Source organism: Aquabacter spiritensis (genome assembly GCF_004346185.1).
GTDB classification, from domain to species: Bacteria; Pseudomonadota; Alphaproteobacteria; order Rhizobiales; family Xanthobacteraceae; genus Aquabacter; species Aquabacter spiritensis.
In genome coordinates this window covers 45,250-58,230 of the sequence record NZ_SMAI01000002.1, presented here as the reverse complement: position 1 = coordinate 58,230, position 12,981 = coordinate 45,250, and the positions used below count along the sequence as shown (strand labels likewise).

Annotated in this window: 12 protein-coding genes; 6 read left to right on the top strand and 6 right to left on the bottom strand. The window is 66.5% G+C overall.

Annotated elements, in window-relative coordinates; translation table 11 throughout:
• The first annotated feature begins 16 nt into the window (after positions 1-16).
• From EDC64_RS04525 to EDC64_RS04515, 3 genes are all read left to right on the top strand, one after another.
• Positions 17-1,435, top strand: a complete 1,419-nt coding sequence (locus EDC64_RS04525) for a lipopolysaccharide biosynthesis protein (protein WP_165933637.1) — start codon at positions 17-19, stop codon at positions 1,433-1,435.
• 94 nt (positions 1,436-1,529) lie between these two features.
• Positions 1,530-2,198, top strand: a complete 669-nt coding sequence (locus EDC64_RS04520) for a hypothetical protein (protein ID WP_132030073.1) — start codon at positions 1,530-1,532, stop codon at positions 2,196-2,198.
• On the top strand, positions 2,198-3,670 hold the full coding sequence (locus EDC64_RS04515) for a hypothetical protein (RefSeq protein WP_132030072.1): 1,473 nt from the start codon (positions 2,198-2,200) through the stop codon (positions 3,668-3,670). Before EDC64_RS04520 ends, EDC64_RS04515 begins: the two co-directional genes overlap by 1 nt.
• Before the next feature lie 19 nt (positions 3,671-3,689).
• Here EDC64_RS04515 and EDC64_RS04510 read toward each other — a convergent pair whose 3' ends face one another.
• The 4 genes from EDC64_RS04510 to EDC64_RS04495 are packed head-to-tail and all read right to left on the bottom strand — an operon-like array spanning position 3,690 to position 7,233.
• Positions 3,690-4,376 (bottom strand): P-loop NTPase family protein, encoded by a 687-nt coding sequence (locus EDC64_RS04510; protein ID WP_132030071.1) that lies wholly within the window; start codon positions 4,374-4,376, stop codon positions 3,690-3,692.
• Positions 4,377-4,401: 25 nt separating this feature from the next.
• Positions 4,402-6,588 carry an SLBB domain-containing protein gene (locus EDC64_RS04505; RefSeq protein WP_132030070.1) on the bottom strand — a complete coding sequence of 729 codons (2,187 nt, stop codon included), beginning with the start codon at positions 6,586-6,588 and terminating at the stop codon, positions 4,402-4,404.
• Between the two features lies 1 nt (position 6,589).
• Positions 6,590-6,955 carry a hypothetical protein gene (locus EDC64_RS04500; RefSeq protein ID WP_132030069.1) on the bottom strand — a complete coding sequence of 122 codons (366 nt, stop codon included), beginning with the start codon at positions 6,953-6,955 and terminating at the stop codon, positions 6,590-6,592.
• Positions 6,952-7,233 (bottom strand): STAS domain-containing protein, encoded by a 282-nt coding sequence (locus EDC64_RS04495; RefSeq protein WP_274594936.1) that lies wholly within the window; start codon positions 7,231-7,233, stop codon positions 6,952-6,954. Before EDC64_RS04495 ends, EDC64_RS04500 begins: the two co-directional genes overlap by 4 nt.
• Before the next feature lie 186 nt (positions 7,234-7,419).
• Between EDC64_RS04495 and EDC64_RS04490 the strand changes: the two genes are divergently transcribed.
• From EDC64_RS04490 to EDC64_RS04480, 3 genes are read left to right on the top strand one after another with little or no spacing between them, the layout of a single operon-like run.
• Entirely contained in the window at positions 7,420-8,502 is a 1,083-nt protein-coding gene (locus EDC64_RS04490) for a glycosyltransferase (RefSeq protein WP_132030068.1), read from the top strand.
• Complete coding sequence (locus EDC64_RS04485; RefSeq protein ID WP_132030067.1) at positions 8,499-9,653, top strand: glycosyltransferase family 2 protein; 1,155 nt, start codon at positions 8,499-8,501, stop codon at positions 9,651-9,653. Before EDC64_RS04490 ends, EDC64_RS04485 begins: the two co-directional genes overlap by 4 nt.
• A gap of 5 nt (positions 9,654-9,658) precedes the next feature.
• Positions 9,659-10,297 (top strand): sugar transferase, encoded by a 639-nt coding sequence (locus EDC64_RS04480; RefSeq protein ID WP_132030066.1) that lies wholly within the window; start codon positions 9,659-9,661, stop codon positions 10,295-10,297.
• A gap of 28 nt (positions 10,298-10,325) precedes the next feature.
• Here the strand turns inward: EDC64_RS04480 and EDC64_RS04475 are convergent, their stop codons facing one another.
• A complete protein-coding gene (locus EDC64_RS04475) occupies positions 10,326-11,465 on the bottom strand; it encodes a glycosyltransferase family protein (RefSeq protein WP_132030065.1) in 1,140 nt (379 codons plus the stop codon).
• Between the two features lie 8 nt (positions 11,466-11,473).
• Positions 11,474-12,922 carry an O-antigen ligase family protein gene (locus tag EDC64_RS23445; protein ID WP_165933636.1) on the bottom strand — a complete coding sequence of 483 codons (1,449 nt, stop codon included), beginning with the start codon at positions 12,920-12,922 and terminating at the stop codon, positions 11,474-11,476.
• Positions 12,923-12,981 lie beyond the last annotated feature (59 nt).

The window sequence follows — 12,981 nt, the reverse complement described above, 5'->3', positions numbered from 1 at the left end:
CGAGGCGCTCCGGGCCATGCCGGCCCTGCGGGAGAGCCTCTATTATGCCTTCGGGCTGGTCGCCGGGCGGGCGATCAGCCTGCTCATGCTGCCAGTCAACACCCATTTCCTGGCTTTGGCGGAATATGGTCGCCTCGAAGTGCTGATGGCGCTCGCGGATGTCGGCGCACTCGTGTTCGGCCTCGCTCTGCCGACCACCTTGAGCCGGTTCGTCGGCACCGCCGAGACCTGGGAGAAGCGGCGCGAGGTCTGCGCCCACATCTTCGCCGTCGCCATTCTGACCTCGGCCGTCCTGACGCTCGTCGGCTTCGCGGCAGCCGGCGAGATCGCCCGCCTGCTGCCCGGCGATCCCACCGCGACCGAGGTGCGCCTCCTGGTCGTGACGCTGAGCATGGAGGGTCTCCTGGGCGTCGGCCTCACCTGGCTGCGGATCCGCTCCAAGGCACGGACCTTCTTCCTTCTGTCAATCGGACGAGGACTCGTGTTCGCGGTGCTCTCGGCGAGCCTGCTGGTGCTCGGCTTCGGGCTTCCCGGCGTGCTCGCCGCCGGCGCGGTGGCCTCGGTGCTGCAAGGGGTCGCGGTCGGCGTCGTGGTGCTGCGCGAAACCGGCGTGCGGGTGCGCGGCATCGATTGGGGTCCGCTGATGATCTTCTCCGGGCCGCTGCTTCTGTCGGCACTCGCCATGTTCGCCCTGGGCAGCCTCGATCGCTGGTTTCTCGCCGACGCGGTCGGCACCGACGACCTCGCCATTTATGGCGTGGCGGTACGGATCGGGGCGATGACCGCCGTCCTGCTCCAGCCGTTTCACATGTGGTGGTTTCCCAAACGCTTCATCGTGCTGTTCGAGCCGGACGGGGTGGAACGAAGCGCGCGCATCGTGGTGCTCGGCCTGATCATCACCCTGCTCGGCGCCATGATGGTGTCGCTCGGCGGGCCGCTGGTCATTCGGCTGCTCACCCCCCCGGCCTATCATCCCGCCATCCTGTTCATTCCCTGGATCGCCTTGATCTATGCAATCCAGGAAACCGCGAGCCTGCTCGAACTCGGCAGCTTCCTGCGCAAGGATGGCTTCGTGCCGCTGGCGACCAATACGTTCGGCGCGGTGATCGTGGTGGCGCTCTATTGGCTTCTGATCCCGCCTTACGGCATAGCCGGGGCGATCGCGGCGACATTGGCCGCACAGACCGCGCGGGCGATCGTCATTCATGTCGTCTCGCAATATTATAAGCGGCTGCCCTACGCCTTCGGTCCGCTCGCGATCGTCGTAGGCTTCGGGACGGCGAGCACCGCGCTCTGCTACCTGATGCTGCCTCCGGGTCTCCTGGTGGTCGGCGGGGCGATCGCCGTCCCTTTGACGGCCGCCTGCGCCTATTGGCTGGGCGTCATCGCGCTACCGGCGCCGCCGATCGCCGCGGCGGACATGCGTAGAGCGTAACCTAGGGTCATTTCCCTCACAGCCCGCCGGGCTCTACTCTATCCCGGTGATTCGCACCTTCTCCGTGCCCCGCCTGCGCGCGCAGGAGATCGACATGTCCGAACAGCGAGCATTTTTCAGAGCTATAGCGGCGCTCGTGTGCCTCGCGCTGGGCGGCTGCGCGACCACGTCCGATCCCTCGGCCTTGATTCCGCCGGACGTGCGCGCCTCGGTCATGGCCGAGGACCAGTTGCTCGGCGTCAAGGGCGGTGGGGGCAGCGTCTCGGTGGACGAGATTCTGGCGCGGGCGCGGGGCGCAAACCAGGACGGAACGCCGGGCCAGGTCGGCGCCGCTTCGCCGGCCGATCCCACGTCGACCGGCGCGATCGCGGCGCATGCGGACGGGGTCAGGACCGCGGCAGCACCGGGTGCGGTCCCCCCGCCGTCTGCCGCCGCGCCCAAGCCGTCTGCCGAGCCCAAGCCTCCGGCAGAGCCGAAACCCTTCTTCGAGATAACCTATGACGGCCACGAGGACACCCCACCCGCGACGGCGGCCGATGCCTTGGCCAAAAAGCTGAAATCGGCGCGGCTCGCAGCTAAGACAGAAGTAACGATACTTGCCGGGCCCGGACCCGGAACAACCGCATTTGATCAGGCGCTGCTGGCAAATCGCCGCGCGCGCAATATAAGGTCTCTGCTTCCCGAGGGGTGGAAGATCAGCCAGGTCTACGATCCGGCATTTCCTCCCGACACCGTAAGGATCCTGGTGGGCCCGAGAAGCTGATGGTCGCAATGTTCGAATCGACGTCGGAAACGTTCGCCTACCTGGCACAGGTGGCGTGGCGGCGGCGTTTCCTCGCCTTCGTTCCGATCCTTCTTCTGCCGCCTCTGGCCTTCATTGCCGCGACGCTCGCCCCGCAGCGCTACGAAACCCGGATGACGCTGCTGGTTCAGGAGCCGTCCAAGCTGAACCCGATCCTCAACGACATCGCGGTGAATCCGAACCTGAAGGAGCGCATGTCCGCGCTCATCGCGCTCGCCCATTCGGAAGTGGTGCTGGGACGCGTGCTGGAGGATTTGGGGCGGATCGGCCCAAACACCGACCCGCGCGAGCGGGAGACCCTGGTGCGCTCGCTGTCCTCGGCGGTGAACATCCAGCTCGTCGGGACCGACGTCATCGAGATGCGCCTGCGCGCGCTGGACCCGGTCTCCCCCTCGATCACCCTCGAAGCCCTCTCCAAGCGCTTCATCGAGCGGCTCGTCTCGCCCGAGCGCACAGCCGTCGAAGATAGCGAGCGCTTTCTCAAAGGCCAGATGAACGAGCGCCGGCAGGCTCTCGACGCAGCCGAGCGCGCCTACACGCAGTTCAAGACCGCAAACGCCGACAAGCTGCCGGCGCTCTACAACAGCACGGTCCAACGCCTCGCCCAATTGGAGCAGCAGATCGAGACCAAGGAGATGGATCTCGGGACCGCGAGCGCCACGCTCGAAGATCTGCGCCGCCGGCTCGCAACCACCAATCCCCTGATCGGCCGGATCGAAGAGGGCATCGTCCAAGTCTCGGCCGACCTCGCCTCGCTGCGCGCGCGCTATACCGACCAGCATTCCGAAGTCCAGGCGGCAGAACGCAAACTCGCCCGGCTGGAGGAGGAGCGCCAGCATCTTCTGAGCTCGGCGCGGGACATTCAGAACGTCGATCTCGACCGGCTTTGGAACCTCGCCGCCGGCGTCACCCAGACCAACGGCCAGGGTGACGAGACCCGCACCGCGCCGCTCTTGGTCTCGCAGCTCCAGAAGCTGCAAGAGGCCCAGGCGAAGCGCGTGGGCCTGGAAAAGGAGGTCGAGCAGCTCAAGGCCGCCTCGGTGATGCTCCAGCGCGATATCGCCGCCTTCGGCCCGATCGAACAGCAGCAACAGATGCTGGAGCGGGCGGTGACCAGCACCCGCGAGAATTATGATGCTCTGGCAAAACGCTACGAAATGGCGCGCATCACCGGTGCGCTCGGCCAGTTCGAAGCGCCCGAGCGCGTCAAGACGCTCGAGCCGCCGTCCAATCCGGCGCAGAAGGTGACGCCCGGCTATTTCCTCTACATCCTCGCGGGCATCTTTGCGGGCTTCGCCTTAGGCGGCGCGCTGGCCGGAGCGGCTGAACTGCTCGATACCCGCCTGCGTCGGCCGCAGGATTTTGCGCGCGTGCTCGGCGTTCCGGTGATTGCCCGAATTCCGCGCATCGAACCGGTCGCTCACGCCGCCTGACGGGGCGAAGGGCGAACGGTCAAATCTTGGTGTTGAGGACGCGCGTGCGCTGGATCAGCCCGATGAAGCGGTCGACCAGGCCGGGCGCGATGTTCTGAAACCGGGAGACTTCGTCGATCATCTCGTCGCCGACCGTCTGATTGAACCGGTCGTTGATGACGATGCCCTGGAGCGGCGCATTCGCCTGACGTAAAGCGGCGGCCGCACGGCTGAGTGAAGTCCGGGTGTCGCGTCCCGCGAGGCACACAACCACTACGCTCTCGCAGGCGGAGGCGATGGTCGTCACCGGCACCGCCACGCGCTCGCGCGGTTCGACCGCGGCGAGATCGACCACGATGGCGCCGTAGGTCTCGAGCAGGCGGTCGAACATGGTCCGGATCGCCACCGCGTTGCGGAACGCGAAGCTCTGCTCGGGATTGGGAAGCGCGACCAACGAATCGAAGCCGCGCGGATCTGTGGCGACATATTCCTCGACATCGTCGTCGGTCGGCAGCCAGACGCTCGCCTGGGCCGGCACTGCGGCGGTCGGGTCGGAGAGACCGACGAAGAGCGTGCGGGTCTGACGCTGGGACCGCTCGGCCAGCGCCGCGGACAGGACCGAAACCCCGCTCCCGCTGCGCACGCTCGTGACCCCGACCACCCGCGCGCCCTGGCCGAAGGTCGCGAGATAGACCGATTCGACTTCGCGAAGGCCCCTGCCCCACATGACACGCGTCCTCCGGCGGCTCGGGTCAGCCGCCGAACGCGGCGATGAGGGCGATGATCGGCAGGATGTTCTGCATCGCGTCCGTGAAGACCTTCCAGTCGCTCTGGCTGGCATTGGGTATGTAGACCGTATCCCCGGCTTGTACCACGGGAAGCTTGGTGATGTCGCCCGTGCGCGCGAACTCCACCAAATTGAACAGACGGGCCTGTTCGCGGCAGCAGCCGAGATTCACCACCACAATCTTCTGCTGGTAGGCGTCCGCCGTCGGGCCACCGGCTTCGGCAAGCAAATCGAGGAGGGTCATATCGTTCACGAAGCGATAGCGCCCGGGCTTCGCCACGGAGCCGAGCACGCGGACCGTGTTCTCCTTCGGATCCTCGAACCAGTCCTTGTTCTGCCGGTCCGGGACGAAGATGACATCGCCGTTGCGCACTTTCGGCAGGAGGGTCTCGTCGCCGGTGGCGAAATATTGCGCGAGATTGACCTGGGTGACCTTCGAGCCCGACAGGCCGCGGTGGGAAATCCGGACATTGCGCAGGTCCGCGCTCTGGGTCGGGCCGTTCGCCGCGGTCAGAATGTCGAGGAAGGTCATGTTCTTGTTGAAGGCGTACCGGCCGGGGATGGAGACCTGGCCCATGATGTAGATCACGTCCTCCTTCGGCAGCGTGACCCAGTTGCCCTTATTGTCGATCGGCGAGGAGGGCAGCTCGGGGATCCGCACCACGTCGCCCGCCTGGATCTTCGGCAGGTCAGAGATCGAACCGCCTTCGGACAGGAAGGTCGCGAGATCGAGGGTGATGGCCCTGCCGTCGCCGCGGGCGCGGACGATCTGGAGATGGGCGAGATCGCCGCGCTGGGTCGGGCCGCCGGCCTCACCGATCAGGTCGAGCAGGCTCATCTCGTCGGACCATTCGTAGCGGCCGGGACGTGTAACGGCGCCGATCACTTCGACCGCGCGCTGCGGCGCGATCTTGAGCCAAGACGGGCGATCCGCCGATTCGATCTTTTCCGGGACATAGACGGCATCGCCGGGCAGGATTTCCGGCAAGGTGCCCACACCCGTCTCCGAAAAGCGTGAGAGATTGAAGTTTTCCGTTCCGCCGTCGGCCTTGAGGATGCGGATGCGAGTCGTGTCGGCATAGCGCGTCGGGCCGCCGGCATTGGCGAGAATCTCGATCAGGCGCGAATCGGGCGGCGCCTCGAAGGCGCCCGGCCGGTTGACCTCGCCGATCACATAGACGGTCCGGATCGACCGGCGGATCTCTTCCTCTTCCTTCGGCACGAAGATCGTCGCGCCCGGCTGTATCCGCGGCAGAAGAGAGGTATCACCGGTATCGAGGAAGCCACGCATGTTGAACACTTTGGGCTCGCCGCCTTCGATCACGCGGATCCGGTCGATCGAGGCGTAGCGGGTGACACCACCGGCCCGCATGATCATGTCGACCACCGACATGCCGTCCTTGTAGGCAAAGGAACCCGGGCGGTTCACCTCGCCGAACACCTTGATCGCATTCGGGTTGTCGGTGCCGTCGCCCTGCTCGGACAAGGTGCGGCTGTCGAACGGAACGAGCACATTGCCGGTCGCCGGCGAAGAGGGGATGAAGATTGTGTCGAGCGGCTGGAGCGTCGGCAGGATGCGCGGATCGCCAGTGTCGAGATAACGCTTATAGTCGAAGACGATGACACGATTGCCACGACGCACCTGGAACTTGTCGAGCTGTGCGCCCTGAATGAGGCCGCCCGCCGCCGAGATGGCTTCCTGTACGGTCGAGTCGGCGGGCAGATCGACTTCGCCGGGTTTCGCGACATAGCCGAGGACGGTAATGAACAGCCGACGCTCCTTCAGCGTCACCGCGAGCGGTGAAATGTTGCGGTAGGCCCGCGCCAGCGCATTTCGGATGATGGTGTTGGCCTCGGGGAGCGTCCGACCGGCGACGTCCACCGCGCCGACCTCGGGCAGGACCACGCGGCCGCGCCGATCGACCGGGAATTCGCCGTTCAACGCCGGTTCGCCCGGCAGCGACAGGGTGAGGATGTCGCCGATCCGCAGCCGCACTTCGTCGTTCGGCGTCGCCGGCTGCGCCAGCACGCTCCCCGGCAGGAGAACCAGCAGGGACAGGAGAACGGCGAGGAACAGCGCCCAATGCACCGAGAACACCCGCGCCTCGCCGGGCGGGCCGGCCGAGCGCGGCAGGGATCCGCTGACCGCCATCTCAGGCTCCTTTCCGGGTGCCGGTTTTCATGGCGATCACGCGATCGATGTGGTCCATCTGGAGTTTGAGGCGCGCGATCTCGATCTCGCTATCTTCGGGAAATCCGCCTTCGGAGAGGCGGCGGATCTTGACGAGCGTGAATTCCGCATCCTGGAAATCGGCCGCTGCATAATAGCGGGCATTGCGCTCGGCGAGCCTGAAGAGACGGTTCTGAAGCGCGTCGATTCGGGCGTCGGTGGACGGCCGACGCTCGGCGAGGCCGCCGGTCCCGTTGGGGGGCCAGGGCACGAAATTCGAGCTTTCGCACGCCGACAAGACCATGGCGACGAGCGGCAGAGCGGCGCGGATCAAGGCCATGAGCCTCATGGGCGGCGCCCTTCCTCGATGAGATCGGACAATCTGAGGTGGATCACCAGTTGCAGAGGCTGGCCGGCAGCTCCGCGCAGGCGCAGCTTGCGATTGGACTTGTGCAGGCGCTTGTAGAGAAAGACCAATCCACCGATCCCCGACGAATCGACGAATTCGACCGCCGACAGATCCAGGGTCACGTCGTCGGTTCCGGCGGCGAGCTCCTCGAAAACCGGCTTCAGCCGCGCCATCCCGGCGGCGTCCATGTCTCCTGAGATCTGTACAAGCCTCGGCATCATGCCCTCGCCGCAGTTCACGCCCGCCCCGAATCCGCCGTCCGCCGGCGGCTCCGAAGCGCGATCCCTGCAAATTGCGCCCCTCGCAACAACAGACGATTTACCTTAATAGGCGGTTAAATCGGGGGGCTTCGCTCGGATCGGGAGCGAGGATACGGTGGGCCGGCGACGCTGGGGGATGCGTGGGTGACGGAGGAAACCGGCGGGGTCGTGCAGATCGTTCAGCGGATCATCCCAGGAGGGATCGAGACGCTTGCGCTTGAGCTTGCGGCACGGTTGCCGGGCGAGAACCAGGTGCTCAGCCTGGAATGGTCCAATGCGCGGATTGTCGACAACTGGCCGGCGATGGCAGCGCGGTCGCACACGTTTTCGGGCCTCGAAAAACCCCCCGGTTTGCGCCCGGATTTCATTCTCGCGCTTGCCCGCCGCCTGAAGGCGCTCGCGCCGCGTGCCGTGATGGCGCACCATATCGGGCCGCTTTTCTATGGCGGGCTGGCCGCCCGCCTCGCCGGGATTTCCCGCTTCGTCTATGTCGAGCACGACGTCTGGCACTATGAGAATTCCGTCGACCGGCGGCTCGCGCGGATCGCATCCCTGATCGCCCGGCCCCGCATCGTCGCGGTCTCGGCCTCGGTGGCGCGGACGGTCGAACGCTTCATGCCCCGCTGCCCCATCACGGTCATTCCCAACGCCGTCGACACGGATCGATTCGTCCCGTCCGATCGGCAGGCGGCGCGGGACAGGCTGGGCCTATCCCGCACGTCCCGCATCATCGGCGCGGCCGGGCGGCTCGAACCCGTAAAGGGCCAGGACGTGCTGGTGGCCGCCATGGCGCAGATCCCCGACACCGCCCTCGTTCTGGTCGGCGACGGCAGCGCTGCCGATGCACTCAAAGCACAGGTCGCGGCGCTCGGCCTTTCGGAGCGGGTCCATTTTTTGGGCCATCGCAACGACTTGCCGGAGATCTATCCGGCTTTCGATCTGGTGTGTCTGCCGTCGCGAAACGAGGGGCTTCCGCTCTCGGTCCTCGAGGCGCAGGCATGTGGGATCCCGGTCGTCGCGACCGATGTCGGCTCGGTGCGCGAAGGAATCTGCCCGGGAACCGGAGCCCTGGTCCCGCCGGACGATCCGGACACCCTCGCGGCGGAGCTCAGGGCGAAGCTCGCGGCACCAGCGACAGGCTCCCCGCGCGCGTTCGTGCTGCAGCATTTTTCGTGGAGGCGGATGATCGCCGCCTACGAAACCCTGCTGGGCCTGCACCGCCCATGACCGCGCTCGCCATCCTCTTCTGGGGCAGCGTGGCGGCCATCCTCTATCATCACGTGCTCTATCCCCCATTGCTGCGGCTGCTGGCCCGCGCGAAGGCCCCGGCGCCGATGCCTGCGCCGCCGAACGAACTGCCGCCGATCACCCTGGTCATCCCCGCCTATCAGGAGGCCGGCTTCATCGCCCGCAAGCTCGCCGACTGCGCCCGGCTCGCTTATCCGCGGGACAAGCTGAAAATTATCGTCGCCTGCGACGGCTGCACCGACGGGACCGAGGCGACCGCCCGGGCGGCACTCCGCGAGCCGGACTGTGCGGGGCTCGACGCGGAAATCCGGGCTTTTCCCGAGAACCGCGGCAAAGTGGCCGTTCTGAATGCGGTCGTCGGCGGGCTCTGCGACGGTATTGTCGGCCTGTCGGACGTCTCCGCCAGCCTTTCGCCGGATTGCCTGGCCCGCGCCGCCGCGCATTTCACCGATGCCCGCGTCGGCGTCGTTGCCGCCACCTATGTCCTCCGGAGCGCAGGCAGCGCCGGGGAGGCGCGCTATTGGCGGTATCAGACCGCAATCAAGGCCGACGAGGCCGCGCTCGGAGGGCCGATCGGCGTGCATGGCGCCTTCTATCTGTTCCGCCGAGGCTTGTTTACGCCGCTGGAGGCGGACACCATCAATGACGACGTGATCCTGCCGACGCGCATCGTCGCCGCCGGCAAGCGAGCCGTCTACGATCCGGGAATGATCGCGACCGAAGAGGAGCGCACTGTCCGCGCCCAGGAATTCCGGCGCCGCGTGCGGATCGGTTCGGGAAATCTCCAGCAGGTGGTGCGGCTGTGGCGGCTCGCCGCGCCGACTCGGCCGGGCCTCGCCTTCGTGTTCGTGTCCGGCAAGGCTTTGCGCGCGTTCGTGCCGTTTCTGATGGTGTTGGCCCTTGTCTCCAATATGGTCCTTGCCGTATCCAGTTCTGAGATCTACCGGATCTTGTTGGCGGGACAGATCGGCTTTTATGCGCTCGCCGCCATCGCCATGCTGGAACCCCAGGGAATGCCGCGTGTCGCCCGCTTCGCCGCCTATCTGGTCGAAGGGCACGCCGCGGGGCTGGTCGGCGGCGTGCGCCAGATGACGGGACGCGACCGGGAACGCTGGAGCAGAGCGGGGTAAGCGTCTTGGCGGAAGAGGATTTCATCCATCCCGGCGTGCGGATCGGCAAGCGCGCGGTCGATATCGTCCTGGGCTGCGGGGCGCTGATCGTTCTCGCCCTGATCTTCGTTCCCGTGGCCCTCGCCATCAAGCTGACCTCGCCGGGCCCGATCTTCTATCGCCAATTGCGCGTGGGGCTTGCGGATCAAACCCGCACGCGGCTGTTCTATCTCTTCAAGTTCCGCTCGATGTATATCGACGCCGAAAAGCGCGGCGCGGTCTGGGCGAGCGCCAACGATCCCCGCGTCACGCCGGTCGGCCGGTTCCTGCGCAAGACCCGCATCGACGAACTGCCGCAGGCGGTCAACGTGCTGAAAGGCGAGATGTCGGTGGTCGGGCCGCGCCCGGAGCGGCCGGTCTTCTTCCAGAAGCTGGAGACCGAGATTCCCTTCTATGTCGAGCGGACCTTCGGCCTGAAGCCGGGGATTACCGGGCTCGCCCAGGTCAATCAGGGCTATGACGCCTCGATCGAGGACGTGCGCTCCAAGGTCTCCTACGACCACGCCTACGCCATAAGGCTGATGTATCCCCTCGACTGGATCAAGACCGATCTGTGGATCATCCTGCGCACCTTCTCGACCATGGTGCACGGGCGGGGCCAATAGCGTCGGCGCTGATCGGAACGGGCGCGCATCAAAGGTTCGACAGCAGCGCGTCGACCGCCGCCGCCCTCCGGTCCCATCCTTCGTCCGCGACAGCGGCGCGGCGGGCGGCTCCGTCCACCTGCCCGGCGGCGGCGTGGATGGCTGGAGCGAGGGGCGCCGCCGGGTCGATGGTGCAGACCAGCGGCTCGTAAGGGACAAGCGCGGGAAAGCGGGTCGCCGCGATGGGCGTGCCGCTTGCGAGGTATTCCCGCAATTTCAATGGGTTGCAGGCACGGATCTGGGGCGTGTCGCGGAATGGGATGAGCGACACGGTCCAGTGCTGGACGTAGGACGGCAGCGCGGCGTGTGGCCGGGGGCCGAGCAGGCGGACGTTTGGAAGTGCGGCGAGACGGCTGACATCGGTGCGCACCGGCCCGACGAACACGAAGATCCAATCCGGCATCGCCGCGGCCGCGGCGGCGATCATCGGCAGATCGAGCCAATCCGAAATGCTGCCATAAAAGCCGGCGACCCGGCCCTCCGGCAGATCCGCGGCGCGGGGCGCGGGGCGCGAGAAAAGATCGACATCGACCCCGTGGGGAACGAGATGGGTCTTCGCTGCCGGAAAGCGACAGGCCAGTTCCGCGCTCGCGGCGATCACCAGATCCGCCCGTGCGACAAGCCGCCGCTCCATCTCCAGGACCGGCGCGTGGTCGACGCCGGACAGGGCACCGAAATCGTCGCCGCAATAATAGACCACCGCCCGCTCGCCGATTCTGCCGACCGCGGCCACTGCGCTCGGGAGGGACGCCCAGAGGATTGGACGGGCGATGCCCGCCTTTGCCAGAATCGGCCGCAGCCTTGCGCCGAGCAGAAGTCCGTTGAGGCGCTCCGCCAGCGGGTTGCCCGGCCAGGGGACAGCGAGGGGCGAAATCACCGTGAGATTGTCCGGCCGGGCCGATGCCGCCGGGCCTGCCGCTCCCGGACCTGCCACTGCCGGGCGAACAGCCGCCTTGAGCTTGCGCACCGCCCGCAGGGCATCGGCCTGGGTGAGGCGCGGCCGGCGCAGGCCGATCGAGTTGACCCACACCACCCTTCGGCTGGCGAGGAGATGGCCCACGAGGTGCTGGGTCGACGATGGATGTCCGCCCCAATCCTCGGCGAAGACGACAAGATCGCTGGGTGCCATGGCTGCGGTCAGATCCGCCGGACGGGTGTCGGACGCGGCGGCGGCGACAGGCCGGGGGCCGCCTGCGCCTCCTGGTCCTGATAGTCCGTCAGCACCCGGAACAGGGAGATCGTCAGAGCGAAGATGATGTAAAACGGCCAGGTGAAGCCCTGTGTCAGGAAGGTGCCCGACACACAGAAGCTCGCGAGGCCGGCGGAGAGCGCCGCAGCAGCCGTGTGCAGCCGCGGATCGGCTCCCGGCCTGTTCACCATTTTGAGGCAGCGCCAGCTGACCAGTCCGGTCGTCCCGACCATTGCGAGGAACACCAGGAGCCCGGGAAATCCCGTCTCCGCAAGGACGCCGAACCAGGTGGAATGAACCGCATGCGCCTTGCCGTCCCAATAAGGCGTGAATTCCCAATAATTGTCGGCGAAGTTTCCGAGCCCGACACCGGTGAGCGGCCGGGCGACCGCCATGTTCCAGGCGGTGTGCCACGCATTGAGACGGCCCTCGGAGGATTCGTCGATCCCCTGCCCAGCCCCGCCCGACGAGCGCCCGCCAATGCCGGCGACGACGAAAAGAAAAACCACGGCGGCAGCGCCGATGCCGATCAGGAGGATCTTGCTCTTGATCATGCGGCTGGCGAACACCGCGAACAAAGCTGCGACACCGAGCAAACCACCCCGGCTCTGGGTGAACAAGATGCCGAGTAAGATGGTCGAGGTGCCGGCGAGCCCGATCAGCCGGTCGACCACGTTCACCCGCCCGACCGCCAGCGCCACCGCGAAGCTGAGCGGGAAGAGCAAAGCGAGCGAGAGGTCGTTGGGATCGCCGAGGACGGATCCCATCGCGCGCCCGATCGTGACGCGCGTGCCTTCCACCAGCCCCTCGCCATCGAACCAATTGTCGATCGCCACCAGCGAGACCGCCGCGCCGAACAGCGTGAGGATGCGCGCGATCAGCTGAAAGTCGGTCGCCGCACGCGTCGACCAGGTCAGGACCAGGACGATGACGCCGATCTTCAGATAAACGTCCGCCCATTGCACATAAGACTGCTCACGGTTGGTCGAGGTGACGATGGTTGCCGTCGTGATCAGAAAAAACGCCGCGAACAGAGCCAGTTCGCGGCTCCAGAACGGCTTCATCGACCGCGCCAGGACAAGGTGCCAAAACACCACGACGATGGAAAGCTGCGCCAGCAGCTGCGGGATCCGCCAGGGGATCAGGAAGGGGAAGGCTTCATGCACCCGCAGGAAGGAGAAGATCACGAAAAACAGGCAAGGGATCGCGGGCCGCTTGAACCCGGCGACGACCAGAATCGCGCCGGCGCCGATGAGCATCGGGAGGTCGATGCCTGGATATCCAAGCCACACATAAAACAGGCCACCGGTCGCCGCGAGCGCGATCAGGATATCGCGCCACCGGTGCTCGCCGGGCTCTTCGGCATGCGGCCTGTAGATGCCGGAATACTCGTTCACGGACTTGTCCCGCACATCGGAGGTCGCGCCCAGCCTATCATGGACGGCGGATTCGCGCG

What these genes read in the sequence shown, in the direction of transcription:
- EDC64_RS04525 (WP_165933637.1), top strand. Translation starts at nt 17, where the DNA reads ATGCCGGCCCTGCGGGAGAGCCTCTATTATGCCTTCGGGCTGGTCGCC.
- EDC64_RS04520 (WP_132030073.1), top strand. Translation starts at nt 1,530, where the DNA reads ATGTCCGAACAGCGAGCATTTTTCAGAGCTATAGCGGCGCTCGTGTGC.
- EDC64_RS04515 (WP_132030072.1), top strand. Translation starts at nt 2,198, where the DNA reads ATGGTCGCAATGTTCGAATCGACGTCGGAAACGTTCGCCTACCTGGCA.
- EDC64_RS04510 (WP_132030071.1), bottom strand. Translation starts at nt 4,376, where the DNA reads ATGTGGGGCAGGGGCCTTCGCGAAGTCGAATCGGTCTATCTCGCGACC.
- EDC64_RS04505 (WP_132030070.1), bottom strand. Translation starts at nt 6,588, where the DNA reads ATGGCGGTCAGCGGATCCCTGCCGCGCTCGGCCGGCCCGCCCGGCGAG.
- EDC64_RS04500 (WP_132030069.1), bottom strand. Translation starts at nt 6,955, where the DNA reads ATGAGGCTCATGGCCTTGATCCGCGCCGCTCTGCCGCTCGTCGCCATG.
- EDC64_RS04495 (WP_274594936.1), bottom strand. Translation starts at nt 7,233, where the DNA reads ATGCCGAGGCTTGTACAGATCTCAGGAGACATGGACGCCGCCGGGATG.
- EDC64_RS04485 (WP_132030067.1), top strand. Translation starts at nt 8,499, where the DNA reads ATGACCGCGCTCGCCATCCTCTTCTGGGGCAGCGTGGCGGCCATCCTC.
- EDC64_RS04475 (WP_132030065.1), bottom strand. Translation starts at nt 11,465, where the DNA reads ATGGCACCCAGCGATCTTGTCGTCTTCGCCGAGGATTGGGGCGGACAT.